The organism is Actinoplanes lutulentus (genome assembly GCF_003259845.1).
GTDB lineage: Bacteria > Actinomycetota > Actinomycetes > Mycobacteriales > Micromonosporaceae > Actinoplanes > Actinoplanes lutulentus.
Map to the genome: position 1 here is coordinate 190,784 of NZ_QLMJ01000009.1, position 24,669 is coordinate 215,452.

Consider the following 24,669-nt stretch of genomic DNA (forward strand, 5'->3'; position numbering starts at 1 on the left):
CGGTTTGAGGTGGCAGCCGCTTGGTCTTGCTGGCAGTCAGACGGTGTTGGCGGCGGCCAGGTTCATCCGGGCGGCAGGCGAAAGTGGCAGCCGACTGGTCATGCGGGCGCCCCGGCGAAGCTGACCGTCCGCGTGATCAGGCCGGCAGCCCGGCGGCGCGACGCCATCGATTCATCTCGTCGTCATGAGTGCTCCCGTCGTTGACCGGCCTGCTTCCGTTTCCGTTTCCGTTTTCGATCAGCGTCAGCGGCCACACCGGCAGCCCCGCGCCGCCGTCGTAGGCCGTCCACGCCCACGGCCCGTCGAACCGCCACGCCCGCCCGTCCGCGCCGGCCACGTCGTCGCCGAGCTCAAGAAAGGCAAAAGGACGAAAGACCAATTCAATTCGGTACGGGATTCCGCCATGCGGCTGAATCCCCGTGCCCTGGAACTCGGCCCTCGGGTCCTGCGCCTCACCAGCCCGGAGAACAAGCAGCTCAAGGCTGGTCCGCGGCAACCAGCCGGTAACCATGGGCGGGTCGGACTCCTGCACCTCGATGACGTGCACGATCCGCTCCGGCATGCCGACCTCGCAGGAGTCGCCAGGCGCAAGCGTGTGAGCAGGCGGAACCGGTGGCATAGAGCTCGTCCCGGGTATCGAGCCCGATACCGACGTCACCGTTCCACCGGATGAACTCCGACTCAGGATCGACCTCCCACCAGGGCCACCGAACCGAGAGCGTCCACCCGTTGCGCTCGGTGACAATCGTGGACCTGGCCGGCACCGAGATCCGCAGCACGTCCCCAACGCGGAAGGTCATGACCGCAGAGGATCCCAGTGACCCAAGCAGAGCCGCAAGAACCAGCGCAGCGGTCGTCCTCCAACCCCGGCTCTCCTTTAGCCGATGTCAGGAATCAAGGCGCGCAGCCTGAAACAGTAAACAATGCGAATCGCGGCTGAGGTGTCGATTCCTGCCGATGTATGGGAGGGCTTCGTGACCTTCCGAAGATGCGTGCTTTGTTCCGGCAATTTTCGGAATGGGGAATCGGCTCCATTTCCTGGCTGATATCAAGCCCGGCACCGGTGGATCCCGAACCTGCCCGTCCGGACTCGGCAGCCCCGGACTCGGCAGGCCCGGACTCGGCAGGCCCGGACTCGGCAGGCCCGGCGTCCGCAGGCCCGGAGTCCGTTCGTCCGGACTCCGTGGGATCGGGGCTCGCGGCCTCCGGGCAAGCGGGCTCGGGAGACGTCTCCGAAGTGATGCCCGGAAAACCTCCCTGTTCTCCCTGCTCAGGAGTGTCAGTCAAACCCGCCGCCCGATGGTCAGGATCGGAACGGGCGCACCGGAAGGGACGCGCATCCGAGCCGGTGTGGATGCCCGGATCAACCAGGTCGGGCGGGGTGGCTGGCTCGGGCGCTGCAGGCTGAACGTCCTTCGAGGCCTCGCGAATCTGCCGCAGGCGCTCGGCGTGCCGACGGTTGAGCCCCCACGCGCGATGGCGCTCGTGCTGACGCCGGAATTCCTCAGCCTCGGCCGAATAATTGCGCCTGGCGGTTCGGTCCCGCCACGACGCTAATTCGGCTCTGGTGAACAATCCCCGCTGTCCCATGGCCCAATTCTTCCAGCCCGAAGAAGCGACCGGTAAGCATTCGATCAAGCCGCTTTCCAGCCCGAAATCCCAGCATAAGAAAATCAAACCCCGCGCCCGCCGAACCTTCCAGGACCACCCCCAGCTCGGGCGTGGCGCGCTCAGGAAAGCAACGACAGCCCAACAAGCCCAGCGGCCCTCGGCATCGGAACCCCGGAATCACTAGTTCTGCATATCGTTCTGCGTGTTCAGCCCACCCCGCATCTGGTGGAATCTTGGCAGCGGGCCGAGTTCGGGGGAGCTCCGCTGCGTGGCGCGGGCCGGGTTCGAGGCGAGACCCAGCCCGCGCCCAAACTCAGCACGGGAGTGGCCGGCCCGCGAGGCCCGGAAGCCACGGCGAGAGGGCAGGCCAAGGAAGCCACCGCCGACCGGAGCGAGTGCCAAACCGGTCCAGGCCACAGGGCAGAACAGGCCAATCACGCAAACCGGCAATGCCAGCCAGCGCCTGCAGCGCCAACGCCGGCCCGCACACCCCGCGACTACAGCGCCCGCGCCAGCCAGCACACCCCGCGACTACAGCGCCAGCGCCCGCGCCAGCCTCTCAATCCCGTACTCGAAAGCCTCCTCGACATCCCCACCCAGCTTGAACGCGCCCGCCAGCTCCATGTTGATGAACCCGTTCCCCCACGCGGTGACCAGGCGCGCCGCCTCCAGCGCGTTCCCCGGCCCCGCCAGCTGCGCGGACACCTCCAGCATCGGTGCGCTCGCCTGCGCCAGCCGCTCGACGTCCACGGCGACCACGACCTCCGGCGACCACGCCATGATCAGCCGATAGGCCGCCGGGCGGGCATGAGCGAACGCCCGGAACGCCCGCGCCAGCGAAGCCAGATCCGCCCGCGGGTCACCGGTGCGAACCACCGCACCCAGCCGCGCGCCCAGATCGTCGACCGACGCCGACGCGACCAACTGGATCAGCGCCTCCCGGTTGCGAACCCGCTTGTAGAGCGACGGCGCACGCACCCCGACCCGCTCCGCGACGGCCTGCATCGTCAGCCGCGCCAGGCCGTCGGCCTCAAGGATCTCCCGCGCGGCCCCGACGATCTCGTCCAGCGACGTGCGTTCCGGCGTCGGCATAAGCGCTCCCTCACAGACCTCAACGACCACAGGCCTCAACGACCACAGGCCTCAACGACTGCAAGCCTCAACAACCACAGGCCACAACAAACGATAGCTATTGACCGTAGCCATCATAGCTATGTACCTTAGCCATCATGAAGCTGGGTCCCCAACTCCACCGCATCGGCAGCGACATCGTGGCGGTCTACCTCATCGTCACCGACGAGGGCGTCACGCTCATCGACGCCGGACTCTCCGGCCAATGGCCGGAACTGATCAGCGAACTGACAAGCCTGGGCCTCTCCGTCGCCGACATCCGCGGCGTCATTCTCACGCACGGTGACTCCGACCACCTCGGCTTCGCCGAGCGACTGCGACGCGACCACCAGGTGCCGATCTTCGTCCACGCGGCCGACGCCGCGCGCGCCCGCGGCGAGATCAAAACCAAACCCACCTGGGGAAAGGTCAAGCTGGGTGGGATCACGAGCTTCTTTTGGTACGCGTCCCGCAAGGGTGGTCTCAAAACCACGTACCTGACCGAGGTGAACACGATCGAAGACGGTCAGGTGCTCGACCTCCCCGGAGCGCCCCGGATCATCGGGCTGCCCGGGCACTCACCGGGCAGCATCGCGATCCACTCGGCGGCCGCCGACGCGGTCTTCGTGGGTGACGCGCTGACCACCCGGCACGTGCTGACTGGCGAGAACGGTCCCCAGCCGGCCCCGTTCACCGACGACCCGGCGCAGGCCGCCGCCTCCCTCGCGAAGATCGCCGAGCTGGACGTGACGTGGGTGCTGCCCGGCCACGGCACGCCGTGGAACCAGGGCGCGGGGGAAATCGTGCGCCGGATCGAGTCGCACCGCTCATAATCGCTGTTCATGCACGCATTGATCGTGGGCAACAGTGACGGGATCGGTCTCGCGCTGACCAGACGACTGATCGACGGCGGCTGGCAGGTGACCGGACTGTCGCGCAGCCCGGCCCCGGTCGGCGACCACCGCGTCGTGGACGTGACCTCGCCGGACTTCCCCCGGGCCCTGTCCGAAATCGACAACGTCGACCTCTGCGTCTACGCGGCCGGGATCGGTGACACCCTCACCGACGACTTCACCGCGCAGACCCGGGCCATCGAGGTCAACCTGCTCGGCGCCGCGCGTACCGTCGAGGTGATCGTCCCGAAGATGCTGGCCGCCGGTCGCGGGCACCTGATCGGGCTGTCCAGCATGGCCGACACTCTGATCAGCGCGGACGCGCCCGGCTACGCGGCCTCCAAGGCGGGCCTGAGTGCGTACTTCCTCGGCCTGGACGCGGCACTGCGCCCGCGCGGCGTCGCGGTGACGACGGTCCGCTTCGGCTTCGTCGACACCAAGATGGCGAAGTCACCGGTCACCCCATTCCGCATCCCGACCGAGAAGGCCGTCGACGTACTCCTGACCTGTGTCCGAAAACGCCCAGCCCTGGTCTCCTATCCGCGCCGCATGGCGGCGCTCACCGGCGTCCTCGGTCCCGCTCTCCGCCTCGCCGCCCGCTCAAAACCCTTCTTCGGTACGCGTTAACGACGCCACCCACGCGCGACAATTCGCCCATCGCCGTGTTTCGTGATGCCCATCCGATCCGGACGGTCCTCCGGTGACGATCTGCCGCTAGGGTTCTGTGGAAACGGCGTTTCCATAGGGCGGAGTGCTTATGCGATACGTGATCGTCGGCTGTGGGAACGTCGGTATGGAGCTGGCCCGGCGCTGGACCGCGGCCGGTCACCACGTCGTCGGGACGACCACCTCGCCCGCCCGGGCCGCCGAGGTCGGCGCGGTCTGCGCGTCGGTCGCGGTGCTGCGCGGCAGTGACCGTTCCGCGCTGTCCGAAGCGGTCACCGGCGCCGACGCGGTGGTGCTCACGGTGAGCCCGCGCATCACCCGCGCCTTCGACGCCACGGCGCGCGTAGCCGAGTACGCCGACACCCTGACCGCTACGGCGCGTACCGCGGCGGCGGTCCATGATCGCGTCGTCTTCACCAGTTCGGTGTCCGTTTATGGTCGCGGTCTCGCGCCCGTCGTCGACGAGACCACGCCGCTCACCGACGATCCGGACGCCTCGCCGCGCAACTTCATCGCGGCCGAGGCGGCGGTCCTGGCCGCGGCGCGCGGCGCGGTCGTGCGTCTTCCCGATGTGTACGGGCATCCGCGCGACATCGACTACCCGAGCCGGGTGAAGCTGGCCCACGAGATGCTCGGCGGCAGCGTGCCGTTCGACGGCGAGGCCCTGCTCTATCGGATCGACTACCGGGATGCCGCCGCGGCGCTCGACTTTGTGGTCACCGGTGGCCTGACCGGGGTCTACAACGCGGTACCGGACGCCGTCACGCCGCCGACCAACCGGGAGGTCTTCGCCGGAATCTGCGCGGCAGAGGGCTGGCCGGACCTGACCTATCGCGCGGAGATCGCCACCCCGGTGGTGCCGATGAGCTCGGCGAAGCTGCGCGCGGCCGGATTCACCTTTGACCACTGAGGGAAGAGCGGGAGCGGCGGCGGCCCGAATCGGTACCGCCGCCGCCTCCGTGCCAGGCACGGCCCCGGGGGCAGGGGAGTGCCCTCGTAGATCAAGGACGTTTGGCACCCCTGCTTCCGTTGCATCGGTAACCAGAATTTTTCAATTGATCGATCCGACCTGCTTCACGTGGCGGACCAGCGGGGCCGACTCCACCCGCTCCACCCCGTCGAGGGAGCCGATCTTCTCGGTCAGATAGCGGTAGAAGCCGGCCATGTCCTGGCAGACGACGGTGGCGGTGACGTTCGTCGGCCCCGTCGTGGCGGCCGCGAAGACGACCTCGTCGTGCGCGGCCAGCGCGGCGCCGACCTCGGCGAGCCGGGACGGCGCCACCGACAGCCAGAGCATCACCCGGCCCCGATATCCGAGTGCGTCCGGGTCGATCTCCACGTCGCAGAAGAGCGCGCCGGTGCCCAGCAGGTCGCGTAGCCGCCGGCGCACGGTGGACTCCGGCCACCCGGTTGCCGCCGCCAGTTCGGTGTACCCGAGCCGGCCGTCCCGGGCCAGCGCGTCGATCAGCGGCTGATCGGCATCGGTCAGCTGGGGGTGACCGGGCAGCCGCTCCGGCGTCAGGGCCTCGATCTGCTCGCTGGTCAGCGCCTGGTCACGGCCGTCCGGCCCGATCGCTCCGCCGCTGAACTGGTGGATCAGACAGTGCGCCGTCACCGAGACCAGACGCGGCGTACGCGGCAGCTTCTCCAGCAGCAGCGACTCCCAGTCGGCGGTGGCCGGTACGCGTACGCTGCAGGAGATCTCCGTCCCGCCGCTGGTCAGGCTCACCCAGACCGTGTCGCGGCGACGCGCGAGCGCCGCGGCGATGGTCGTCGCCGCATCCGGCGCGGTACGCAACCGGATCGTCCACATCTCCTGACCTAGCGTCAGCGGGTTCGGCAGCGCCACGACCCGCAGGCCGGCCTGTTCGCGCAGCTTGCGGTACCGGCGGGCCACGGTCTGGTCGGCGACGCCGAGGGCCACGCCGATCTCCCGGTAACCGGCCCGGCCGTTGATCCGCAACGCGTGGATCACCTGCTGGTCGAGCGTGTCGATTTCCATCGACCCAGCGTAATCAGGTGTCGAGATCCGCCGGTTTCCACGTTCTGCGTCGCTCTCTCCGCCGCCGGACCGGCACAGTGCTTCGCATGCACAAATGGTCACCGCTCGTCGCCGTCTGTCTCGGCACGTTCCTTCTTCTCGTCGACGTCACCGTCGTCGTGGTCGCCCTGCCGGACATCGCCGCCAGCCTCGGCGCCGGCGCCGGCGAACTGCAATGGATCCTCGACGGTTACGCCCTCGCACTCGCTGCGCTCCTGCTCGGCGCCGGGTCACTGGCCGATCGGTACGGGCGCCGCCGCGCGTACGGAATCGGGCTCTTGATCTTTGGGGTTTCGTCGTTGATCTGTGCGTTGGCGCCGGATGCGGCGACGCTGATCGGCGCCCGGATCGTGCAGGGGATCGGGGGTGCGGCGATGTATGCCACGACGGCCGCGCTGCTCAACGTGACCTATCAGGGGCGGGATCGGGGTGTGGCGTTCGGTGTCTGGGGAGCGGTGAACGGTGCGGCCGCGGCTGCCGGGCCGATCGCCGGTGGGCTGCTGACCGAGCACCTCGGGTGGCATTGGATCTTCCTGGTGAACCTGCCGATCTGTGCCGCTGCGGCCTGGTTCACCTATCGGGGTGTCGTGGAGTCCCGTGCGCCGCGGGCGGGCCGGTTCGATGTGCCGGGGACGGTGGCGTTCACGGTGGGGGCGGGGGCGTTGACCTATGGGCTGATCTCGGCTTCGGTGTCAGGGTGGAGTGCCGGGGTGACGATCGGGTCGATCACTGCTGGACTTATCGGATTTATCGTATTTATGGTTGTCGAGCGGCGCTCGGACCATCCGATGCTGGATCTTGGGCTGTTCCGGCGGCCGGCGTTCGCCTCGCTGATCGCGGCGGCGTTTCTCACCCAGGCGGCGGCGTTCGCGGTGATGCCTTATACGACCGTGTGGCTTCAGCGGATCCTCGGTCACGGGCCGGTTGACGCCGGGCTGCTCGGCGCGCTGCCGATGAGTCTCGCGTCGCTGGTGGTCGGCGTTTTCGCTGGTCGGGCGCTGCAGGGGCGGCCGGCGCGCTGGACCGTCGGTGTCGGCCTGCTGCTGGTGGCTGCCGGTGATCTGCTGCAGACGCGGGTTGACTCGTCGTCCGGCGGGGGTGTGCTGATTCCCGGGCTGGTCCTGGTCGGGCTCGGCGTCGGAATGGTTCTGCCGACCATGTCGTCGGCGATTCTTGACGAGGTGCCGAAGGAGCGCAGCGGGATGGCGGGCGGCGCGATGAACGCGTTCCGGCAGCTGGGGTTCGCGTTCGGGGTGGCGGTGCTCGGGACGGTGTTCGGTTCGGCCTATGGTTCGGGCTCTTTTGTGGATGGGCTTGATACGGCTCTGTTGATCGCGGCCGGGCTGGCGCTGGTGGGTGCGGTGGTGGTGCTGGTGTTCGCCAGGCACAAGGAGCAGGCGGCGGCGGTTGCCGGAGTGGCCGGGTGACGGTTTTTTTACGGCTTACCGACGGCTCGGGTGACTATCGCGCGGATCTCCTCCACCGGCACCGGGGTGGTCGCCAGAGTTTTATGAATGACGAGGCCCTCGATCAGCGCGTCCACCCCGCGGGCGGTCACCGGATCGACGAAGCGTTCCAGTACCGCGCGGCTGGCCCGCATCCATGTCTCGGTGACCTCGCGCAAGGCCGGGTCGCGCAGCGCGGCGAGGTAGAGCTCGTACGCGATCGCCCAGTCGTGCGTGTCGGCGCCCGCGTCGCCGTGGATCAGCCGGGTCACCGCGTCGATCAGCTGGTCGCGGTCGTGCACCCCGTCGAAGTGCGCGGCGTACGTCGCTGACATCCGCTCGGCGTGCCGCTTGAAGGCTTGCGCGCGCAGATCGTCGAGCCCGGTGAAGTGATACGTCAGCGAACCCAGCGGGACATCCGCCGCCGCCGCGATCAGCCGGTGCGTGGTGCCGGCTACACCGTGCTCGGCGATCACCTGGATGGCGGCGTCGACGATGCGATCCTTGCGATCCGGGTCGTGACGGCGAGCGCGGCGCGGGTTGTTGCGTTTAGTGGGGTCGTGGTGGGCTTTTTCGGTCGGGCCAGCTTGGGACGGGCTGGCTTTGGATGGGCTGGCTTTGGGCAGGCCAGCTTTGGATGGGCTGGCTTTGGGCAGGCCGGCTTTGGTTGGCGCGGCTTTCGCTGGGGTGGCTTTTGCGGGGGCGGCTTTTGCGGGGTTTGCTGCCGGGGTGGCCTGACGCACGACGCCGTCGGCGCGCGTCCGGCTCACAGTTCGCGGATGACGCGCGCCGGCGAACCGACCGCGACCACGTTGGACGGCAGATCCTTCACGACCACCGAACCGGCGCCGACCACGGTGTTCTCGCCGATCGTCACGCCGGGGCAGACGATCACCCCGCCGCCGAGCCAGACGTTGTCCCCGATGACGATCGGTTCCGCCGACTCCCACTTGTCCCGGCGCGGCCCCGGCTCGAGCGGGTGCGTAGCGGTCAGCAGCTGAACGTTCGGCCCGATCTGCACGTCGTCACCGATCGTCACCTTCGCCACATCCAGAACGACAAGACCGAAGTTCGCGAACGTACGCGCACCGACCGTCGTCTGGAAGCCGTAGTCACACTGGAACGGCGGCCGGATCTCACTGCCCTCACCGAACCCGCCGAGCAGCTCGGTCAGCAGCTCCCGCCGCCGGTCATCGTCGGTCGGATCCATCGCGTTGATCTCGTGGGCGAGGCGCCGGGCGCGGGCGGACTCCCGGGCGATATCCGGGTCATCGGCGATGTAGAGCTCTCCGGCGAGCATCCGTGCGTGCATGCTCTTCTCACTGACGGACATGTGTACAAATGTACGCTGAGTTGCCAACCACCGCGTCCCATTAATCGCCGGTTTCCACCTCCCCGATCGATGGCCGGCGGGGTCGGCGGGGTCGGCGGGGCGGCGGGCCGGTGGGCCGGCGGGCCGACGGGCCGGTGGGGCGGCGGGTCGGCAGGGCGGCGGGTCGGCGGGTCGGCAGGGTCGGCGGAGTCGGCGGCTGTTTCGCCGGCCCGGCCGTGGGCTCGCTCCTCGCGCCCCGCCCGGCACTCCCCGCGTGATCGAACCCCGCCGGCTAGGTGCGCAGGTGCAGTGACCATCGCCGCAGAGTTGGGGGCACACAGTGGTGCGGGGCATACGTTCGGAGGCTGGTGTATTTCCTGGACTCACCCCTGCGAGGGCCGGCTGGCTCGCACTGCTGGTTATTGGAAATCCCGCAAGTAGCGGACGCCAGGTCTTGATCGCCTCTCCGCCACAGTCCTCCCGTGGCGATCGTGGCCCCCGAACCACACCCCGGCGGGAACGGCGGCCCAAGATCGCGCAGGCCAAAGCGGCTGTGTCGATTTCGGGTTCGCTACGCCCCCAAACTCGACACGCACCCCGCGGTTCGCCTGGCCTGTGTCGGTTTCGGGTTTGCTGCGCCCCCAAATTCGACACGGACCCCGCGGATCGCCTGCGCTGTGTCGATTTCGGGTTCGATACGCGCCTCAACTCGACACACAGCGGGCGGGGGTACTCGCGGCGCATTGCCTTCGGCCCGCCTGGCGGAATCTGGACTCGCGGCTGGGTGACTCGCTCCCCGCGGAGACGAGACCTACGGCGACAAATCACGCCCGACCATAGGTCGACGGCACGCATCCCCGGGTAAGCGGCTACCTCAATTGACCAGCAGGGTCAGTGCTCTCCGTGCCGGTCAGCTGAGGGTGCTGCTTACTCGGGGGCGTGACGTCAAACAGCCGGGGCTCGGCCGTCCGGGTTGGTCGATTGCCGCCGCTCTCGTCCGGACCTCGACACGCGCGGCCCGGCTACGCGGTGCGGGTCGTGATGCGGGTGCACCCTGTCGCGGAAGGTCTCGTGTCGCAGGACGAGCCGTAGCTGAGAGCGGTTATTAGACGGCCATTCCGTGGCTGGACTACGGCTCGCGCCCCTGAGCCGTAGTCCAGCCACGGTATGAGTGCCCGATAACAGGCCTGGGCTACGGCTGGCTCGGCTCGCTCGGCTGGCTCGGCTCGCTCGGCTGGCTCGGCTGGCTCGGCTGGCTCGGCTCGCTCGGCTCGCTCGGCTCGCTCGCGTGGTGGCGGACGTGTCCAGGGGGCGGGGTGTCCGCGCGAGTGCCGCGAGGCTTCAGCGTTTGCGTCGCGCGAGGCGTGGGCCGGCTCGGGTGCGTGGCCGGGCTCGGGTTCGCGGCAGGCCCGGACGTATAGGCAGGGCTTGGTGCGTGGCCGGGCTCGGGCGCATGACCGGGCTGGGTGCGCGTGGCCGGGCCCGGGTTCGCGGCAGGGCTGGGCGCGTGGGCTGGGCTGGGCGCGTGGGCTGGGCTCGGGCGCATGGGGCGGGCTGGGCGCGTGGGCGGGCTCGACGCATGGGCCGGGCCGGGCTGAGTGTGTGGGCGGGCTGGGCGGGTGCTGCGCCGAGCCCGGTGCTGGGCCGGGTGCGGGAATGGGTGGTGGTTGGCCTTGACCGCGGTTGTGGTGCGTCGTAATGTGTCCGTAACTCTGAAACGTTTCACACCGGCATCGGGAAACCACGGGCTCTCTACTACCGAGAACGGCCCGTGACCAGCACCAACCCCAACCCCGGGAACCCCGTGAAACTGGAAGACGGAACCCGCCCCGGCCCGAAGGACCGTCATGACGAACCCCGTAGTCGCCGAGCTCATCGCCCGCTCGAACCGCCTCGGCGCGGATCCCCGAACGACCAACTATGCCGGCGGCAACACGTCGGCCAAGGGCACCGACACCGACCCGGTCACCGGGACGCCCGTCGACCTTCTCTGGGTCAAGGGCTCCGGCGGCGACCTCGGCACGCTGACCGAGAACGGTCTCGCCGTGATCCGCCTCGACCGGCTCAAGAGCCTGCCCAGCGTCTATCCCGGTCTGGAGCGCGAGGACGAGATGGTCGCCGCGTTCGACTACTGCCTGCACGGGCGGGGTGGCGCCGCGCCCAGCATCGACACCGCCATGCACGGGCTCGTCGACGTCCCGCACGTCGACCACCTGCACCCGGACGCCGGTATCGCCATCGCGACCGCCGCGGACGGGCCCGCGCTCACCAAGGAGATCTTCGGTGACCGGGTGGTCTGGGTGGACTGGCGTCGTCCCGGGTTCCAGCTCGGGCTCGACATCGCCGCCGTGCAGAAGGCGAACCCGCAGGCGATCGGCGTGATCCTTGGCGGTCACGGCATCACCGCGTGGGGCGCCACGAGCGACGCCTGCGAGGCCAACTCCAACGAGATCATCTCCACCGCCGCGGCCTATCTCGCCGAGCACGGCCGCAGCGCGCCTTTCGGCGCGGCGACCCATCAGCCTCTGGAGCAGACGGTACGCGCGGAGCGAGCCGCCGCCCTGTTCCCGGTGATCCGCGGCCTCGCCTCGACGGACCGTACCCAGGTCGGCCACTACACCGACAGCGACGTGGTCCTCGACTTCGTCGGCAGCGAACGCCTCGCCGAGCTGGCGGCACTGGGCACGTCCTGCCCGGACCACTTCCTGCGTACCAAAGTGAAGCCCTTGGTCGTGGACACGGCACCTGACGCGCCGCTCGAGGCCGTGATCGACCGGCTGAAGGAACTGCACGCCGCTTACCGGGACGACTACCGCGCCTACTACGAGCGGCACGCGACCCCGGAGAGCCCGGCGATCCGTGGCGCCGACCCGGCGATCGTGCTGGTCCCGGGTGTCGGCATGTTCTCGTTCGGCGCGAACAAGCAGACCGCCCGGGTGGCCGGCGAGTTCTACGTCAACGCCATCAACGTGATGCGCGGCGCCGAGTCGGTCTCCCGGTACGCCCCGATCGACGAGTCGGAGAAGTTCCGCATCGAGTACTGGTCGCTGGAGGAGGCGAAGCTGCAGCGGATGCCGAAGCCGAAGCCCCTCGCCACCCGGATCGCGTTCGTGACCGGCGGCGGCTCCGGCATCGGCCGGGCCATCGCGCTGCGGCTCGCCGCCGAGGGCGCCGTGGTGATCGTGGCCGACCGCGACGGCGAGGCCGCCGAGAACGTGGCCCGCGAGATCGGCGGCACCGACGCGGCGATCAGCGTGGTCGCCGACGTGACCGATGCCGAGGCGATCCACAAAGCGTTGGAAACCGGTGTCCTCGCGTTCGGCGGCGTCGACCTGGTCGTCAACAACGCCGGCCTCTCCATCTCGAAGCCGCTGCTGGAGACCACCGAACAGGACTGGGACCTGCAGCACGACGTGATGGCGAAGGGCTCGTTCCTGGTCGCCAAGGCCACCGCGAAAATCCTGATCGAGCAGGGCATCGGCGGCGACATCGTCTACATCTCCAGCAAGAACTCACTCTTCGCGGGACCGAACAACGTCGCCTACGGCGCCGCCAAAGCAGATCAAGCCCATCAGGTACGCCTTCTCGCGGCCGAACTGGGCGGGTACGGCATCAAGGTCAACGGCATCAACCCGGACGGTGTCGTCCGCGGCTCGGGCATCTTCTCCAGTGGCTGGGGAGCCAAGCGTGCCGCGGTCTACGGCGTGCCGGAGGAGAAGCTCGGCGAGTACTACGCGCAGCGCACCCTGCTCAAGCGTGAGGTGCTGCCGGAGCACGTGGCGAACGCGGTCTTCGTGCTGACGGCCGGCGAGCTGTCGCACACGACCGGCCTGCACGTTCCGGTGGACGCCGGTGTCGCGGCGGCGTTCCTGCGATGAGCAAGGTTTTCGCGGCGGTCGACCTCGGTGCGTCCAGCGGACGCGTCGTGGTCGGCCGGTTCGGTGACAACGGGCTCGAACTGGACGTGGTGCACCGGTTCTCCAACGACCCGGTACGCGTCGGCGGCACCCTGCACTGGGACATCCTGTCGCTGCACCGCGGCATGATCGAGGGCCTGCGCAAGGCCGGCCCGGTGGACAGCATCGGCATCGACTCGTGGGCTGTCGATTACGGGCTGATCGACGCGAGCGGCGCGCTGCTCGGCAACCCTGTGCACTACCGGGACTCGCGGACCGACGGGATCGCCGCGGCGACCGACGACCTCTATGCGGTCAACGGGTTGCAGACGCTGCCGTTCAACACGGTCTATCAGCTGATGGCGGCCCGGGACACACCGCAGTACGGGCTGGCGCGTCACCTGCTCCTGGTGCCGGACCTGCTGGCCTACTGGCTCACCGGTGAGATCGGGGCGGAGTACACGAACGCGTCGACCACGGGGCTGCTCGATGTGCGTACCCAAGAATGGTCGTTGAATTTGATCTCGGATTTGGGGTTGCGGGCCGAGGTGTTGCCTCCGGTCCGGCATCCCGGCGAGGTGATCGGCTTCCATGAGGGCACGCCGGTCGTGGCGGTCGGGTCGCATGACACCGCGTCGGCGATCGTCGGGGTGCCGGCCGAGGGCAGCGACTTCGCCTACATCTCGTGCGGCACGTGGTCGCTGGTCGGCCTGGAACTGGACGAGCCGGTGCTCAGTGACGCGTCGCGCGAGGCGAACTTCACCAACGAGGGCGGCGTCGACGGGACGATTCGCTATCTGCGGAATGTCATGGGGCTGTGGCCGCTGCAGGAGTGCCTGCGCGAGTGGGGTTCGCCGGACCTGCCGGAGCTGCTGAAAGAGGCCGCCGCCGAACCCGGGCTGGCCTACGTCGTCGACCTCGACGACCCGGTGTTCATGCCGCCCGGCGACATGGAGGGCCGGCTGCGCAAGCTGGCCGGGCTGCCTGCCGAAGCCGGGCGGGCGACGATCACCCGGTGCATCCTGGACAGCCTGGCGCTCGCGCAACGGCGCGCGTTGCGCCAGGCCCAGGAGCTGTCCGGCCGTTCGGTGTCGAGTGTGCACCTGGTCGGCGGCGGAGCGTTGAACGCGCTGCTCTGCCAGCTGACCGCGGACGCCAGCGGCCTGCCGGTGCTCGCCGGACCGGTCGAGGCCACCGCGATCGGCAACCTGCTCGTCCAGGCCCGGGCGGCCGGGGTGGTCGAGGGGGGTCTGGATGCGATGCGGGCGCTGGTGCGCGAGACTCAACGCATCGTGCGTTATGAGCCGCGCGGCGACGATGCTGTCTGGCGGGCAGCGGCCACGCGGGCAGGGAGGTGACCGTGCGGATCGCTCTTTTCGCCACCTGTCTGGCCGACACGCTGTTCCCGGAGGCTGCCAAGGCGACAGCGCTCTTGCTGGAGCGGCTCGGCCATGAGGTGGTGTTCCCGTTCGAGCAGACGTGTTGCGGGCAGATGCACGTGAACACGGGCTATCAGAAGGACGCGTTGCCGCTGGTGAAGCGGTATGTGAAGACGTTTGATCCTTATGACGTGATCGTGGCGCCGTCGGGATCGTGCGTCGGGTCGATTCGTCATCAGCACGCGATGGTCGCTGCCAAATACGGTGACGCGGGGCTGGCCTCCCGCGCGTCATCGGTGGGGGAGCGCACTTACGAATTGTCCGAGTTGCTCATCGACGTTCTCAAGATCGAGGATGTCGGCGCGTTCTATCCGCACAAGGTCACCTATCACCCGACCTGCCACAGCCTGCGGATGACCCGGGTCGGCGACAAGCCGCTGCGCCTGCTCCGGCAGGTGCGCGGCCTCGACCTGGTCGAGCTGCCGGCCGCCGAGCAGTGCTGCGGGTTCGGTGGCACGTTCGCGATCAAGAACGCCGAGACGTCGTCGGCGATGCTGGCCGACAAGATGACCAACATCGTCTCCACCGGCGCGGATGTCTGCAGCGCTGGTGACGCGTCCTGCCTCATGCACATCGGGGGTGGGTTGTCGCGGCTGCGGTCCGGGGTGCGCACGGTCCATCTTGCCGAGATCCTCGCCGCGACGGAGTCGTGACATGACCACTTTTCTGGGGATGCCGGCTACCGCTCCGCGGGGTGTCGGCAATCTGCGCGGTGACCAGACGTTTCCGGAGGCGGCGCACGATGCCCTTGGCAACGATCAGATGCGGCGCAACCTGAGGCATGCCACCACGACTATTCGTGGCAAATCCGGCAAAGTCATCGGTGAGCTGCCGGATTGGCAGCGGCTTCGGGACGCCGGGTCGGCGATCAAGGCCGACGTGATGGCGCGGCTGCCTTTCTTATTGGAGCAATTGGAACAGAACGTCACCGCAGCCGGTGGCATCGTGCACTGGGCCGCCGACGCCAACGAGGCCAATGCGATCGTCACCCGGCTCGTCAAGGAGACCGGTTCTGATCGCGTCATCAAGGTCAAGTCGATGGCGACCCAGGAGATCGGGCTCAACGAGGCCCTGGAGGAGGCCGGCATCGCGCCGGTCGAGACCGACCTCGCCGAGCTGATCGTCCAGCTTGGCCACGACAAGCCGAGCCACATCCTGGTGCCGGCGATCCACCGCAACCGCTCGGAGATCCGGGAGATCTTCCTGCGCGAGATGCCCGGCGTGGACCCCGCGCTGACGGATGATCCGCCGGTGCTCGCGGCGGCCGCCCGGCGTTATCTGCGGGAGACGTTCCTCTCGACCACGGTGGCCGTGAGCGGCGCGAACTTCGCGATCGCCGACACCGGCACGCTCGCCGTCGTCGAATCCGAGGGCAACGGCCGGATGTGCCTCACCCTGCCGGACACGCTGATCACCGTGATGGGCATCGAGAAGGTGCTGCCGACCTGGCAGGACCTGGAGGTCTTCCTGCAACTGCTGCCCCGGGCGTCGACCGGGGAGCGGATGAACCCGTACACCACGATGTGGACCGGGGTCACGCCCGGCGACGGCCCGCAGAACTTCCACCTGATCCTGCTGGACAACGGTCGCAGCGCGGTCCTCGCCGACGAGGCCGGCCGCTCGGCGCTGCACTGCATCCGCTGCTCGGCCTGTCTCAACGTGTGCCCGGTCTACGAGCGGACCGGCGGGCACGCGTACGGGTCGGTCTATCCCGGACCGATCGGCGCGATCCTGTCGCCGCAGCTCACCGGCATCGAGGACAACGCGTCACTGCCCTACGCGTCGTCGCTCTGCGGCGCCTGCTTCGACGCCTGCCCCGTCAAGATCGACATCCCGTCGATCCTCGTCCACCTGCGCAACGAGGTGCCACACCCGCGCGGCGAGCGCGCGGCGATGAAGGCGGCGGCTCGGATCATGGACAGACCCCGTTTGTACGCGTCAGCGCAGCGCGCCGCCAAACTGGCCCGCATCGCCGGGCGTCGTGGCCGGGGCCTGCCACCGCCACTGACCGGGTGGACGGCCAGCCGTGATCTGCCGGAGATGCCGTCGCAGACGTTCCGTGATTGGTGGGCGGCCCGATGAGCGCGTCACGAGAGCTGATCCTGAGCCGGGTGCGTGCCGCATTGCGGGACGCGCTGGTGGTTCCCGAGGTGCCCCGGGACTATCGGCCCGCCGGGCGGCCCGTTGATCTCGACGTGCTGGTGGACCGGCTCGTCGACTACAAGGCCACGGTCCACCGGATTCGCGAGGATGAGATCGCGTCGACCGTGGAAGGGCTGGTCAGCGGTGCGGTACTCGTACCCTCGGGTCTGCCGCAAGAATGGCGCCCAGCCGGCGCCCTGGTCGACGACGGCCTCGCGCCGGACCGGATAGCGGCAGCCGCAGCGGTCCTGACCGCCGCGGCCGTGGCCGTGGCGGAGACCGGAACCATCGTCCTGGACGCCTCACCGGACCAGGGCCGGCGCATCATCACCCTGCTGCCGGACGTGCACATCATCGTGCTGCGGCCGGAACAGGTGGTCGCGGCGGTGCCGGACGCGGTCGCCCGGCTGGACGCGCGGCGGCCGCTGACCTGGATCAGCGGGCCGTCGGCGACGAGCGACATCGAGCTGAACCGGGTCGAAGGGGTGCACGGCCCGCGAAACCTGCACGTGTTGTTGCTGGGTTAGTTCTCCGTTTGTCCCTGCGTTGCCGACTGATCTTGGCGGGCGCGGTGGCGGGCGACCATGGCGGTGACCTGGGCGAGGCTCTCGTCCAGGTCCATCGCGTCGCCGTTGCGCGCGTCGGCCCGGGTCTTGTCGATGATCTCCTGGAACTCACGGCCCCAGTCGGTGCCGGGCACGATCGACGCTTCGACGGCGCGCAGCTGCTCTTCGAGGCGATCGGCGAAAGTCATGCCCGAACCCTACCCGCGCGCACCCCGCGGGCAGGAGCGGTCGTGGTTCCTGCCCGGCTGGGGGTCGTGAAGCATTCCGTCTCGCCGCTGCGTGGTCCGGGGCCGGCTCTGCGCCGACGAGATCCCGCGCTGGTCAGGCGCTCGGACCGGCATGGACGCCCGTCGGCCGGGCGAGCCGTAGGTCAGGCATGTCATAGCCGTGCCATAACCTCGCTGAGCGACGGCTCGAGGTCGCGGGCGGGGATTATCTAGACTGCGGCGGTGACTGTTGTCGATTGGTTGCCTGGCTGCCGGGCGGGTGTCGCGTGATTGCGGACGCGTGGGCTCGGATTGAGGCGGTGCTGGCTGAGGTTCTGCCGGAGGCGGCCGGCAAGCTCGCCGGGCCCGCTGACCCCGCTGCGATCGACGCCGCTGAGACCGCGCTCGGGCTCACCCTGCCGAGCGACTTCCGGGCCAGCCTGCTTATCCACGACGGCACGGAGTGGGGGATGCCCCAGCCGGTGCCGCTGGACAGTCTCTACAGCGCCTCGGGCATCGTCGACGGTACGCGCATGTGGCGGGCGAACGCCGGCGACGATCAGCAGTTCGACAATCCGGGAGCCTGGGCCTACCTGATCGACAACGCGTTCCTCAGTGTCACCGGGCCGGTGCTGCCGAGAATGGATGCGGGTGGCCGGCGGGTCGTGGTGGGTGACATGAACGGCGACATCTGGTGGTTCCTCGATCTCGCGCCGGCGCCGGGCGGCACCGTCGGGCAGGTGGTCCGGGTGGATATCGAGTCCGGGTGCTGGGACGTGATCGCACCCTCGTGGGAGCAGCTGCTGATCCGGTACGCGGAAGACCTGGAACGATCGGCGCTGAAGATCGACGAGACCGGGCCGTCCTGCGAGTGGGGCGAGTCGTCCGACTATCCGGCTCCACGACCGGAGTGGCTCCGGGACGTCACGGCGGTCAGTCCGTGAGAACGATCGTCCGGTCCGGCCCCCGCGAGGTCTCCTGGTCCGGATAAACGCGCAGCTCGTCGCCGTCGCGCACCACCCACGGCTCGGTCCACATCTCCTCGGGACCCGGCACCAGGACCCGGGTGACCGACAGTGCGGCGTCGTGGATCAGCACCGAGTGGATGACGCTGACCAGGTCGCCCATCGTGTACTCCTGGGCCGGATGCTCGTCCGGGCCCTCGGCCGGCACCACGAAGAACCGGTCGTCGAGCCACCACCCGCTCGACGCCAGCCGCAGACCCGCGCCCACCCGCACACCGTCGATCCACAGCGACATCGACCATCGCACCGCCTGGTGCCGGTTGCCGGCGCTGAACCGCACCCGCACATCGTCGCCGCCGTAGAACGAGTCGCACCCGCCGGGCACCGGACCCTCCCGGTGCGGATCGACGCCGGCCGCCGGCAGCGGGTCCCGGGAGCAGATCGACGGCTCCGAGCACGCCCGATCCATCCGCCGCGTGCAGCCGAAACCCGCCGCCGCACAATCGCGCGGCGTCGCCCGGGTCAAAATCTCGATCAACTGCATTTGGTACGCGTCATCGCCCAGCATGTACCGGTATTCGTCCGACTCCTGCCACCGGGTGAACAGCTCCACCCCGGTCGCCGAGCGGCGCAGCCAGACCCGCCAGTGCTCGTCCGCCCACCGCCAGCGCCGGGCTCCGCGCAGGTCGATGGCTTCCGGAGGTTCTTGGAGAACCCGGATGATCTGTTCTTCCCGCTTGGTCTCGCGGCGCCGCCAGCCGGTCATGTCACGCCTCGCCTCGTCAGCTGTCGCGGTGGTGTTTGTCGCGGACGGCCATCTCGACCTCGGCGATCCGGACGGCGTCCGCCCAGCCCTCCGGTAGGTCGGGCGGCCCGGGCCGGGTACGCAGAACCCGGCCGCCGGCGTGCAGCCGCATCGTGAGATTCGAGGGCCGGCCGTCGTACACGTTGCGGACCACGTCGATCCGGCTCACCTCGCGGGCCGGATAGCTCGTCCGCCGGTGATCGCTGCCGGTCACCGTGAACGCGTTGTTCCGCAGCTCGACGGCAACGATTGCCCTGCGGTCCATCAGGATCTCCCGGATGCCGAAGATCGCACCGACCGGAATGAGCAGCAGCGACAGCCAGAGCGCGTTCGGGATGGCGCCCATCAGCCCGCCGGCGCAGAAGATCAGCACCATCGGGATGGCGGAGGCCAGCAGGTAGATCCCGGCCTTACGCCAGGCGTACCCGGAATCGTCGGTCTCGGCACGCCAGATCACCAGCTCCGCTTCGGTCACGCCGACATCATCGGCGCCGATGTCAAGGAAGCCGGTCCCGGGTGCCCATAGGGTGATCTTCATGAAGATGCTTGCGGGCCGGTTGCACCTGAAGGAACGCGCGCTGCGGATGGAGTCCGTGGACGTGCCCGAGCCGGGGCCGGAGGAGGTTCTGATCAAGGTGGAGGCGGCCGGGGTGTGCCTGTCCGACGTGCACCTGATCGAGGGCGGGCTGACCCCGCGGCTGCTCGGCGGTGACGTGGTCACCCTCGGGCACGAGACCGCCGGAACGATCGACCGGGTGGGTGACCGGGTCGAGGGCTGGAAGCCGGGGGACCGGGTCCTGCTGCAGGCCGGCCAGCGGGACCGGCTGGGGACCGTCTACACGCGGGGCGTCGACTACGACGGTGGCTGGGCCGAGTACACGGCGGCCCGCGCCGACACGCTGGTGGCGATCCCGGACGATCTGCCGTTCGAGCAGGCCTGCATCATCCCGGACGCGGTGTCCACACCGTGGGCGGCGATCACGGCGACCGCGCAGGTCAAGGCCGGCGATCCGGTGGCGGTCTGGGGTGTCGGCGGGCTCGGCGCGCACGCGGTGCAGCTGCTGCGGCTCATCGGCGCGGCGCCGGTGATCGCGGTGGACCCGCTGCCGGCGGCCCGGGAACGGGCCCTGGCGTTCGGCGCGGACTTCGCACTGGATCCCGGTGAGGCCGGCCGGATCCGGGAGCTCACCGGCGGCGGGCTCGCGGTGGCGTTCGACTTCGCGGGCGTACCGGCGGTCCGCGAGCAGGCGCTGACCGTGCTCGCCCGGGGCGGCAAGCTGATCCTCGCCGGTATCGCCAACAAACCGGTGACGATCAGCTCGGACAGCTTCTTCAACTACCTGAAGCTGTCGATCCACGGGCACTACGGCTCGGATGCGGAACACGTCGAGGAACTGGTCCGGCTGGCCCGGCAGAAGCGGCTCGACCTGGCCGGCTCGATCAGCGACGTGCTGCCGCTGGCCGACGCCCCGGCCGCCGTGGAGCGCCTGCAGAGCCGGGAGGGCAATCCGATCCGGCTCATCCTTCGGCCATGACGTCGGCTGGCGTCAAGCGATCGATGATGGTTGTGTACGGTGCCAGTCGGACATCGATCAACATTTAAGACAATGTGGAGTAACGGTGAGGGAGCGTACGGGCAGGCACCTGGCGGCCGCGATCGCGCTCGCCCTCACCGTCTCCGGGTGCGCCGGGGCCGGCGCCGGCGCGCAGGCCGAGGCGACAAACGACGCGGTGGGCAAGGGATTCCCGATCGTCACGCCACCGGCGGCCGAGTCGCCGTCACCCACGCCGTCCTCGTCGGTGCCGGCCGCGACGGCGAAGCCGATCGTGAAGTACTCGGCATGCTCGTCCGGCGGCACTGTCACCTTCACCGCCACGTACCAGGACGACTTCGAGTTCCACCACGTCTTCATCGACACCGACGGCGACCACCGGACCGGGTACACGGGAGTCGACGTGGCCGGTGACTTCGGCGCCGACATCATGATCGAGAACGATCTGCTCTTCCGCTCGAACGGCACCGAGTGGTCCTGGGTCGAGGTCAAGGCCAAGAGCCCGCTGCTGTCCCGGTCCGGCGACACCTATCGCTGGCGGCTGAAAGCAGCGCAGGGTCGGGGCCGGGTCGTGTTCAACGGCGACGACGGCACCACCGAGGTCACCACGCCGGTGGTCACGCTCAAGGAGTGCGACGGCCCTGCGTCCTAGGCGCTGACCAGCTCGCGGGAAAGGGTGTTCATCGTGGCGCTCACCTCGCGGGCCTGGTCGTGCAGGTCGCGCAGCAGGTCGGCGGAGCCCTCCGGGTGGCGGAAGGCACGGTCCTCCAGGTCGGCGCAGATCGCGGCGAAGCGGTTCGCGCCCAGCGTGGAGGACGAGCCCTTCAGGCCGTGAGCCAGCCGGGCCAGGTTACGGGTGTCGCCGGAGGCCGCGGCCTCCTCCATCTTGCCGAGCACGCCGGGCAGCCGGTCGGCGAAGTTGTGCAGGATCTCGGCGAGCCGCTCCCGGTCGTCCGGCACCACGCCCGCGATCGCGTCGACGCAGGCCCGGATGCTGTCCGGCTCCGCGGTGTCCGGTCCCGGCATCGGGCCCTGACCGGCCAGGCGCACATCGGCGTACGCCGACGCGGTGGCCAGGACGACGTCCAGATCCTCCTCGTTGATCGGCTTGGACAGGAAGCCGTCCATACCGGCGGAACGGCTGGCCTTGCGGTCGTCGACCATGACGTTCGCGGTCAGCGCGACGATCCGGGGCGCGCCGTGTGCCGGCGGGTCGGCGCGGATCAGGCGGGTGGCGTCCAGGCCGTCCAGGACCGGCATCTGTACGTCCATCAGGACCAGGTCGTAGCGCGTACGCATGACGGCCTCGACGGCTGCCTCGCCGTCGGTGACCATCTCGACGCGGTGGCCGCGGCGTTCCAGCAGGAGCTGGGCGACCCGCTGGTTGACCGGGTTGTCCTCGGCGACCAGCACCAGGAGGCTGCGGCCCGGGGTCAGTGCGGTCGAGGCTGGGGTGCTTTGCGCGTACCCAAGGGGGGTTTTGACCTGGGCCTCGCCCAGGCGCAAGGTGACCGCGAAGGTGGACCCGTGACCGGGCTGGCTGTCGGCGGTGATGCCGCCGTCCATCGCCTCCGCGAGGCGCTGGCTGATCACCAGGCCGAGGCCGGTGCCCTCGTAGCTGCGCGCGGTCGACGCGTCGACCTGGCTGAACGGGAGGAAGAGGCGGTCCATCCGATCGGCGGCGATGCCGATGCCGGTGTCGCGCACGGCGAGGCGGATCGCGACCCGGCCGCTCTCCTGGGCGTTGAGGTCCGGCGCGGTCGAGACGGCGACGGTGACCGCGCCGTGCTCGGTGAACTTGACCGCGTTGCCGAGCAGGTTCACCAGGATCTGCCGGATCCGGGCCTGATCGCCGCACACCATCTCCGGGCATTCCGGGGTGAAGTGGCTGGACAGGTGCAGACCCTTCGCGTCGGCGGTGAGCGCCACCAGGTTCATCGCCTGCTGCACGCAGGCACGCAGGGTGAACGGCTGCTCGTCCAGGGAGAGCTCGCCCGCCTCGATCTTGGAGAAGTCCAGCACGTCGTTGATGATCACGAGCAGCGAGCCGCCGCTGGCGTGGACCGTCTCGACGAGCTCGCGCTGCCGTTCGTCCAGATCGGTCTCCATGAGCAGGCCGGTCATCCCGATCACCGCGTTCATCGGGGTACGGATCTCGTGGCTCATCGTCGCCAGGAACGCCGACTTCGCGTTCGTCGCGGCCACCGCCTCGTCGTGGGCGGTGAGTATCGCGGTCATCGACGCGTTGACGGCCTGCGCCATCTGCGCCAGCTCACGGGGTGACGTCACCTCGGCGCGCTGGGTCAGATCACCCTCGGCAACGCGCTGGGCGGCCGCGGTGACCTGTTTCGCCGGGTCGGTGATCTTCTTGGTGATCCAGCGGGCGCAGAGTGCCACCAGGATCGACGTCGCCACCACGAACCAGAGGATCAGCCAGCGGGTGTTCTGCGCGCTCGCCCGGCTCTCCGAGAGCTTGCGGGAGAGCTGCGCCTCCTCGTGCTGATGCATCTCGCTGACCAGCGGGAAGATCAGGCTCATGTCGCCGCCGCTGGTCGGTGTCCAGGTGTCCACCTGCTCCTGGATGCGCCCGGCGAGGGCCAGATGGGTCAGGTCGCCGTCCGCCTCGGACCGGACCTCGTCGAGCCGGCGGTCGACCATCGAGCGGCTCATCTGGAACGCCTCGGTCCACTGGGCCGTGGGCGGGTCCTGCCGGCCCCGGGTCACCCGGTCCAGGTTGTGGATGGCGTCGCCGAGCCCGCCGATCTGCCCGAGGAGCATGTGCGAGTGGCGCATCGGGTCCTGGGTCGCGACGAGACTGCCGATCCGGACGTACGCACTGATCCCGACGACGGCCAGGGCCACCAGGGCGAGCGTGAAACCGGCCGCGAGCATGCGCCCCACGGTCCAGCGTGAGGGTTTGCGGGCGGCGATCCGATCACCGAGATCAGACATGAGAACTACTCTAGGTAATTGTTTGCTGTGGTGTGCCGGACTGGGCTAATGAGGTGGTGGTTGTGACATCGGTGCTGGTAATCGACGACGATCCGACGGTGCTGGAGATCGTGGAGACGGTGTTGCGGTCCGGCGGGCTGGATGTGGACACGCGCAGCACTGGTCGTGACGGGCTGGTCGCGGCGCATGAGCGGGTGCCGGACTGTGCCGTTCTTGACGTGAGCATGCCGGGGATGACGGGGCTTGAGGTGTGCCGGGCGCTGCGGGATGACGTGGAGACGGCGGACGTTCCGATCCTGCTGCTGACCGGGCGGGGGCAGTGGCTGGATGTGGCTTCCGGGTTTGACGCGGGGGCCGACGATTACCTGGTCAAGCCGTTTACCGCGCAGGATCTGCTGACCCGGGTGGAGGCGCTGACGATGACGGTGACGGGGTAGTGGCGGGGGTGGCGATCTTGGCGTATGCCTACTAGTCTCATGCACATGGATGAGGACAGGCCTCCGGCGTGGGGTAAGGCTGTGCATGAGTTCTGCGCCGCTGTGGGCATTCCGGTGCCGCCGCCACCGACAGCGGAGCAGAGAGCGGCCTTCGAGGCGTGGATGCGTGAGGGTGACGCCCAGGTCGAAGCGATGCGTGCGCGCCGGAGAGACGCGGCGTGACAGACCACCAGCCACGCGTGCTCGATGCTTCAGCTCTGGTGGAACTGTTTCAGGGGCATCCCCGGCTCTTGGAGCTCCTAGGCGGAGCGGCCGATGGCGACTTCAGCATCGCTGTTCCGGCAGTCGCGGTCGCCGAAGCACAGGCGGTTCTGGCTGTCACAGGCTCCGCCTGGAGTGCCATTCTCGGTCGCACCGGCGTCACCGAGTTGCCGCTCTCCGCGGACGCCGCAGTGGATGTCGGTGATATCGCCCGCCCGCGGCTCCTGCACCATCCGGTGCACTCCGCCCTGATCGGACCGATCATGGTCGGCCAGGTGATCTGGGAGACCAAGCAGATGGGCGCCGTGGTGGTGACTCGCGTTCCGGAAGCCTATGGCGGTCACGACATCTCGGTGGCGGTGATCTGAG

General features: G+C 69.2%; 24 protein-coding genes. 15 read left to right on the forward strand and 9 right to left on the reverse strand.

Translation table 11 applies throughout. The annotated features are described in order from the left end of the window. Nucleotides 1-136: 136 nt before the first annotated feature. Nucleotides 137-547 carry a hypothetical protein gene (locus B0I29_RS20835; protein WP_146616838.1) on the reverse strand — a complete coding sequence of 137 codons (411 nt, stop codon included), beginning with the start codon at nt 545-547 and terminating at the stop codon, nt 137-139. Nucleotides 548-2,142: 1,595 nt separating this feature from the next. Further along, nucleotides 2,143-2,703, reverse strand: coding sequence for a TetR/AcrR family transcriptional regulator (locus tag B0I29_RS20845; protein WP_111650698.1), 561 nt, complete (start codon nt 2,701-2,703; stop codon nt 2,143-2,145). A 137-nt stretch (nt 2,704-2,840) separates the two neighbouring features. On the opposite strand from B0I29_RS20845, the gene B0I29_RS20850 reads away from it, so the two are divergent. From B0I29_RS20850 to B0I29_RS20860, 3 genes are all read left to right on the forward strand, one after another. Further along, nucleotides 2,841-3,554: an MBL fold metallo-hydrolase gene (locus B0I29_RS20850; RefSeq protein WP_111650699.1), complete on the forward strand. Its 714-nt coding sequence runs from the start codon at nt 2,841-2,843 to the stop codon at nt 3,552-3,554. Nucleotides 3,555-3,563: 9 nt separating this feature from the next. Continuing rightward, nucleotides 3,564-4,241 carry an SDR family NAD(P)-dependent oxidoreductase gene (locus tag B0I29_RS20855; RefSeq protein WP_111650700.1) on the forward strand — a complete coding sequence of 226 codons (678 nt, stop codon included), beginning with the start codon at nt 3,564-3,566 and terminating at the stop codon, nt 4,239-4,241. Between the two features lie 130 nt (nt 4,242-4,371). Continuing rightward, nucleotides 4,372-5,190, forward strand: a complete 819-nt coding sequence (locus B0I29_RS20860; protein WP_111650701.1) for an NAD-dependent epimerase/dehydratase family protein — start codon at nt 4,372-4,374, stop codon at nt 5,188-5,190. A gap of 141 nt (nt 5,191-5,331) precedes the next feature. Here B0I29_RS20860 and B0I29_RS20865 read toward each other — a convergent pair whose 3' ends face one another. Beyond that, nucleotides 5,332-6,282 (reverse strand): Lrp/AsnC family transcriptional regulator, encoded by a 951-nt coding sequence (locus B0I29_RS20865; protein ID WP_111650702.1) that lies wholly within the window; start codon nt 6,280-6,282, stop codon nt 5,332-5,334. A gap of 86 nt (nt 6,283-6,368) precedes the next feature. Here B0I29_RS20865 and B0I29_RS20870 point away from each other — a divergent pair, with 86 nt between their 5' ends. Next, complete coding sequence (locus B0I29_RS20870) at nt 6,369-7,748, forward strand: MFS transporter (protein ID WP_111650703.1); 1,380 nt, start codon at nt 6,369-6,371, stop codon at nt 7,746-7,748. A gap of 8 nt (nt 7,749-7,756) precedes the next feature. Here the strand turns inward: B0I29_RS20870 and B0I29_RS20875 are convergent, their stop codons facing one another. Continuing rightward, a complete protein-coding gene (locus B0I29_RS20875; protein WP_245972649.1) occupies nt 7,757-8,509 on the reverse strand; it encodes a TetR/AcrR family transcriptional regulator in 753 nt (250 codons plus the stop codon). Between the two features lie 23 nt (nt 8,510-8,532). Continuing rightward, nucleotides 8,533-9,099, reverse strand: coding sequence for a sugar O-acetyltransferase (locus B0I29_RS20880; RefSeq protein ID WP_111650704.1), 567 nt, complete (start codon nt 9,097-9,099; stop codon nt 8,533-8,535). A 1,826-nt stretch (nt 9,100-10,925) separates the two neighbouring features. Here B0I29_RS20880 and B0I29_RS20890 point away from each other — a divergent pair. Genes B0I29_RS20890 through B0I29_RS20910 form a run of 5 tightly spaced genes read left to right on the forward strand, consistent with a single transcriptional unit; the run spans nt 10,926 to nt 17,082 of the window. Beyond that, complete coding sequence (locus B0I29_RS20890; RefSeq protein ID WP_111650705.1) at nt 10,926-12,956, forward strand: bifunctional aldolase/short-chain dehydrogenase; 2,031 nt, start codon at nt 10,926-10,928, stop codon at nt 12,954-12,956. Continuing rightward, complete coding sequence (locus tag B0I29_RS20895; protein ID WP_111650706.1) at nt 12,953-14,332, forward strand: rhamnulokinase; 1,380 nt, start codon at nt 12,953-12,955, stop codon at nt 14,330-14,332. The genes B0I29_RS20890 and B0I29_RS20895 overlap by 4 nt, the downstream gene beginning before the upstream one ends. Nucleotides 14,333-14,334: 2 nt before the next feature. After that, the gene (locus tag B0I29_RS20900) at nt 14,335-15,066 is read left to right on the forward strand and encodes a (Fe-S)-binding protein (RefSeq protein WP_111650813.1); all 732 of its coding nucleotides are present in this window, start codon (nt 14,335-14,337) and stop codon (nt 15,064-15,066) included. A 1-nt stretch (nt 15,067) separates the two neighbouring features. Continuing rightward, entirely contained in the window at nt 15,068-16,495 is a 1,428-nt protein-coding gene (locus B0I29_RS20905; protein ID WP_111650707.1) for a LutB/LldF family L-lactate oxidation iron-sulfur protein, read from the forward strand. Beyond that, nucleotides 16,492-17,082 carry a LutC/YkgG family protein gene (locus B0I29_RS20910; RefSeq protein ID WP_111650814.1) on the forward strand — a complete coding sequence of 197 codons (591 nt, stop codon included), beginning with the start codon at nt 16,492-16,494 and terminating at the stop codon, nt 17,080-17,082. The genes B0I29_RS20905 and B0I29_RS20910 overlap by 4 nt, the downstream gene beginning before the upstream one ends. Here the strand turns inward: B0I29_RS20910 and B0I29_RS20915 are convergent. Then, the gene (locus B0I29_RS20915; protein ID WP_111650708.1) at nt 17,079-17,309 is read right to left on the reverse strand and encodes a hypothetical protein; all 231 of its coding nucleotides are present in this window, start codon (nt 17,307-17,309) and stop codon (nt 17,079-17,081) included. The two genes, B0I29_RS20910 and B0I29_RS20915, sit on opposite strands and share 4 nt — an antisense overlap. Nucleotides 17,310-17,647: 338 nt before the next feature. Between B0I29_RS20915 and B0I29_RS20920 the strand changes: the two genes are divergently transcribed. Further along, nucleotides 17,648-18,271 carry an SMI1/KNR4 family protein gene (locus tag B0I29_RS20920; protein ID WP_181557898.1) on the forward strand — a complete coding sequence of 208 codons (624 nt, stop codon included), beginning with the start codon at nt 17,648-17,650 and terminating at the stop codon, nt 18,269-18,271. Here the strand turns inward: B0I29_RS20920 and B0I29_RS20925 are convergent. Together B0I29_RS20925 and B0I29_RS20930 are read right to left on the reverse strand one after the other, a co-directional pair. Beyond that, nucleotides 18,261-19,058, reverse strand: coding sequence for a hypothetical protein (locus B0I29_RS20925; RefSeq protein WP_111650710.1), 798 nt, complete (start codon nt 19,056-19,058; stop codon nt 18,261-18,263). The two genes, B0I29_RS20920 and B0I29_RS20925, sit on opposite strands and share 11 nt — an antisense overlap. Nucleotides 19,059-19,074: 16 nt before the next feature. Further along, on the reverse strand, nt 19,075-19,635 hold the full coding sequence (locus B0I29_RS20930) for a hypothetical protein (protein ID WP_111650711.1): 561 nt from the start codon (nt 19,633-19,635) through the stop codon (nt 19,075-19,077). Here B0I29_RS20930 and B0I29_RS20935 point away from each other — a divergent pair. Then, nucleotides 19,634-20,632: a zinc-binding dehydrogenase gene (locus tag B0I29_RS20935; protein ID WP_111650712.1), complete on the forward strand. Its 999-nt coding sequence runs from the start codon at nt 19,634-19,636 to the stop codon at nt 20,630-20,632. The genes B0I29_RS20930 and B0I29_RS20935 overlap by 2 nt on opposite strands. 85 nt (nt 20,633-20,717) lie before the next feature. Next, nucleotides 20,718-21,302, forward strand: a complete 585-nt coding sequence (locus tag B0I29_RS20940) for a hypothetical protein (RefSeq protein ID WP_111650713.1) — start codon at nt 20,718-20,720, stop codon at nt 21,300-21,302. On the opposite strand, the gene B0I29_RS20945 is transcribed toward B0I29_RS20940, so the two are convergent. Beyond that, nucleotides 21,299-23,602 carry an ATP-binding protein gene (locus B0I29_RS20945; RefSeq protein ID WP_245972650.1) on the reverse strand — a complete coding sequence of 768 codons (2,304 nt, stop codon included), beginning with the start codon at nt 23,600-23,602 and terminating at the stop codon, nt 21,299-21,301. The genes B0I29_RS20940 and B0I29_RS20945 overlap by 4 nt on opposite strands. Nucleotides 23,603-23,634: 32 nt before the next feature. On the opposite strand from B0I29_RS20945, the gene B0I29_RS20950 reads away from it, so the two are divergent. Genes B0I29_RS20950 through B0I29_RS20960 form a run of 3 tightly spaced genes read left to right on the forward strand, consistent with a single transcriptional unit; the run spans nt 23,635 to nt 24,668 of the window. Next, entirely contained in the window at nt 23,635-24,039 is a 405-nt protein-coding gene (locus B0I29_RS20950) for a response regulator transcription factor (RefSeq protein ID WP_245972651.1), read from the forward strand. Nucleotides 24,040-24,084: 45 nt separating this feature from the next. Next, nucleotides 24,085-24,261 (forward strand): hypothetical protein, encoded by a 177-nt coding sequence (locus B0I29_RS45810; RefSeq protein ID WP_181557899.1) that lies wholly within the window; start codon nt 24,085-24,087, stop codon nt 24,259-24,261. Further along, the gene (locus tag B0I29_RS20960; RefSeq protein ID WP_111650715.1) at nt 24,258-24,668 is read left to right on the forward strand and encodes a hypothetical protein; all 411 of its coding nucleotides are present in this window, start codon (nt 24,258-24,260) and stop codon (nt 24,666-24,668) included. The genes B0I29_RS45810 and B0I29_RS20960 overlap by 4 nt, the downstream gene beginning before the upstream one ends. Nucleotide 24,669 lies beyond the last annotated feature (1 nt).

Excerpts from the sequence above, each read along its gene's own strand:
- B0I29_RS20860 (WP_111650701.1), top strand. The coding sequence starts at position 4,372 with ATGCGATACGTGATCGTCGGCTGTGGGAACGTCGGTATGGAGCTGGCC.
- B0I29_RS45810 (WP_181557899.1), top strand. The coding sequence starts at position 24,085 with ATGGATGAGGACAGGCCTCCGGCGTGGGGTAAGGCTGTGCATGAGTTC.
- B0I29_RS20855 (WP_111650700.1), top strand. The coding sequence starts at position 3,564 with ATGCACGCATTGATCGTGGGCAACAGTGACGGGATCGGTCTCGCGCTG.
- B0I29_RS20910 (WP_111650814.1), top strand. The coding sequence starts at position 16,492 with ATGAGCGCGTCACGAGAGCTGATCCTGAGCCGGGTGCGTGCCGCATTG.
- B0I29_RS20865 (WP_111650702.1), bottom strand. The coding sequence starts at position 6,282 with ATGGAAATCGACACGCTCGACCAGCAGGTGATCCACGCGTTGCGGATC.
- B0I29_RS20895 (WP_111650706.1), top strand. The coding sequence starts at position 12,953 with ATGAGCAAGGTTTTCGCGGCGGTCGACCTCGGTGCGTCCAGCGGACGC.
- B0I29_RS20945 (WP_245972650.1), bottom strand. The coding sequence starts at position 23,602 with ATGTCTGATCTCGGTGATCGGATCGCCGCCCGCAAACCCTCACGCTGG.
- B0I29_RS20870 (WP_111650703.1), top strand. The coding sequence starts at position 6,369 with ATGCACAAATGGTCACCGCTCGTCGCCGTCTGTCTCGGCACGTTCCTT.
- B0I29_RS20930 (WP_111650711.1), bottom strand. The coding sequence starts at position 19,635 with ATGAAGATCACCCTATGGGCACCCGGGACCGGCTTCCTTGACATCGGC.
- B0I29_RS20905 (WP_111650707.1), top strand. The coding sequence starts at position 15,068 with ATGACCACTTTTCTGGGGATGCCGGCTACCGCTCCGCGGGGTGTCGGC.
- B0I29_RS20845 (WP_111650698.1), bottom strand. The coding sequence starts at position 2,703 with ATGCCGACGCCGGAACGCACGTCGCTGGACGAGATCGTCGGGGCCGCG.
- B0I29_RS20935 (WP_111650712.1), top strand. The coding sequence starts at position 19,634 with ATGAAGATGCTTGCGGGCCGGTTGCACCTGAAGGAACGCGCGCTGCGG.
- B0I29_RS20915 (WP_111650708.1), bottom strand. The coding sequence starts at position 17,309 with ATGACTTTCGCCGATCGCCTCGAAGAGCAGCTGCGCGCCGTCGAAGCG.
- B0I29_RS20925 (WP_111650710.1), bottom strand. The coding sequence starts at position 19,058 with ATGACCGGCTGGCGGCGCCGCGAGACCAAGCGGGAAGAACAGATCATC.
- B0I29_RS20880 (WP_111650704.1), bottom strand. The coding sequence starts at position 9,099 with ATGTCCGTCAGTGAGAAGAGCATGCACGCACGGATGCTCGCCGGAGAG.
- B0I29_RS20890 (WP_111650705.1), top strand. The coding sequence starts at position 10,926 with ATGACGAACCCCGTAGTCGCCGAGCTCATCGCCCGCTCGAACCGCCTC.
- B0I29_RS20850 (WP_111650699.1), top strand. The coding sequence starts at position 2,841 with ATGAAGCTGGGTCCCCAACTCCACCGCATCGGCAGCGACATCGTGGCG.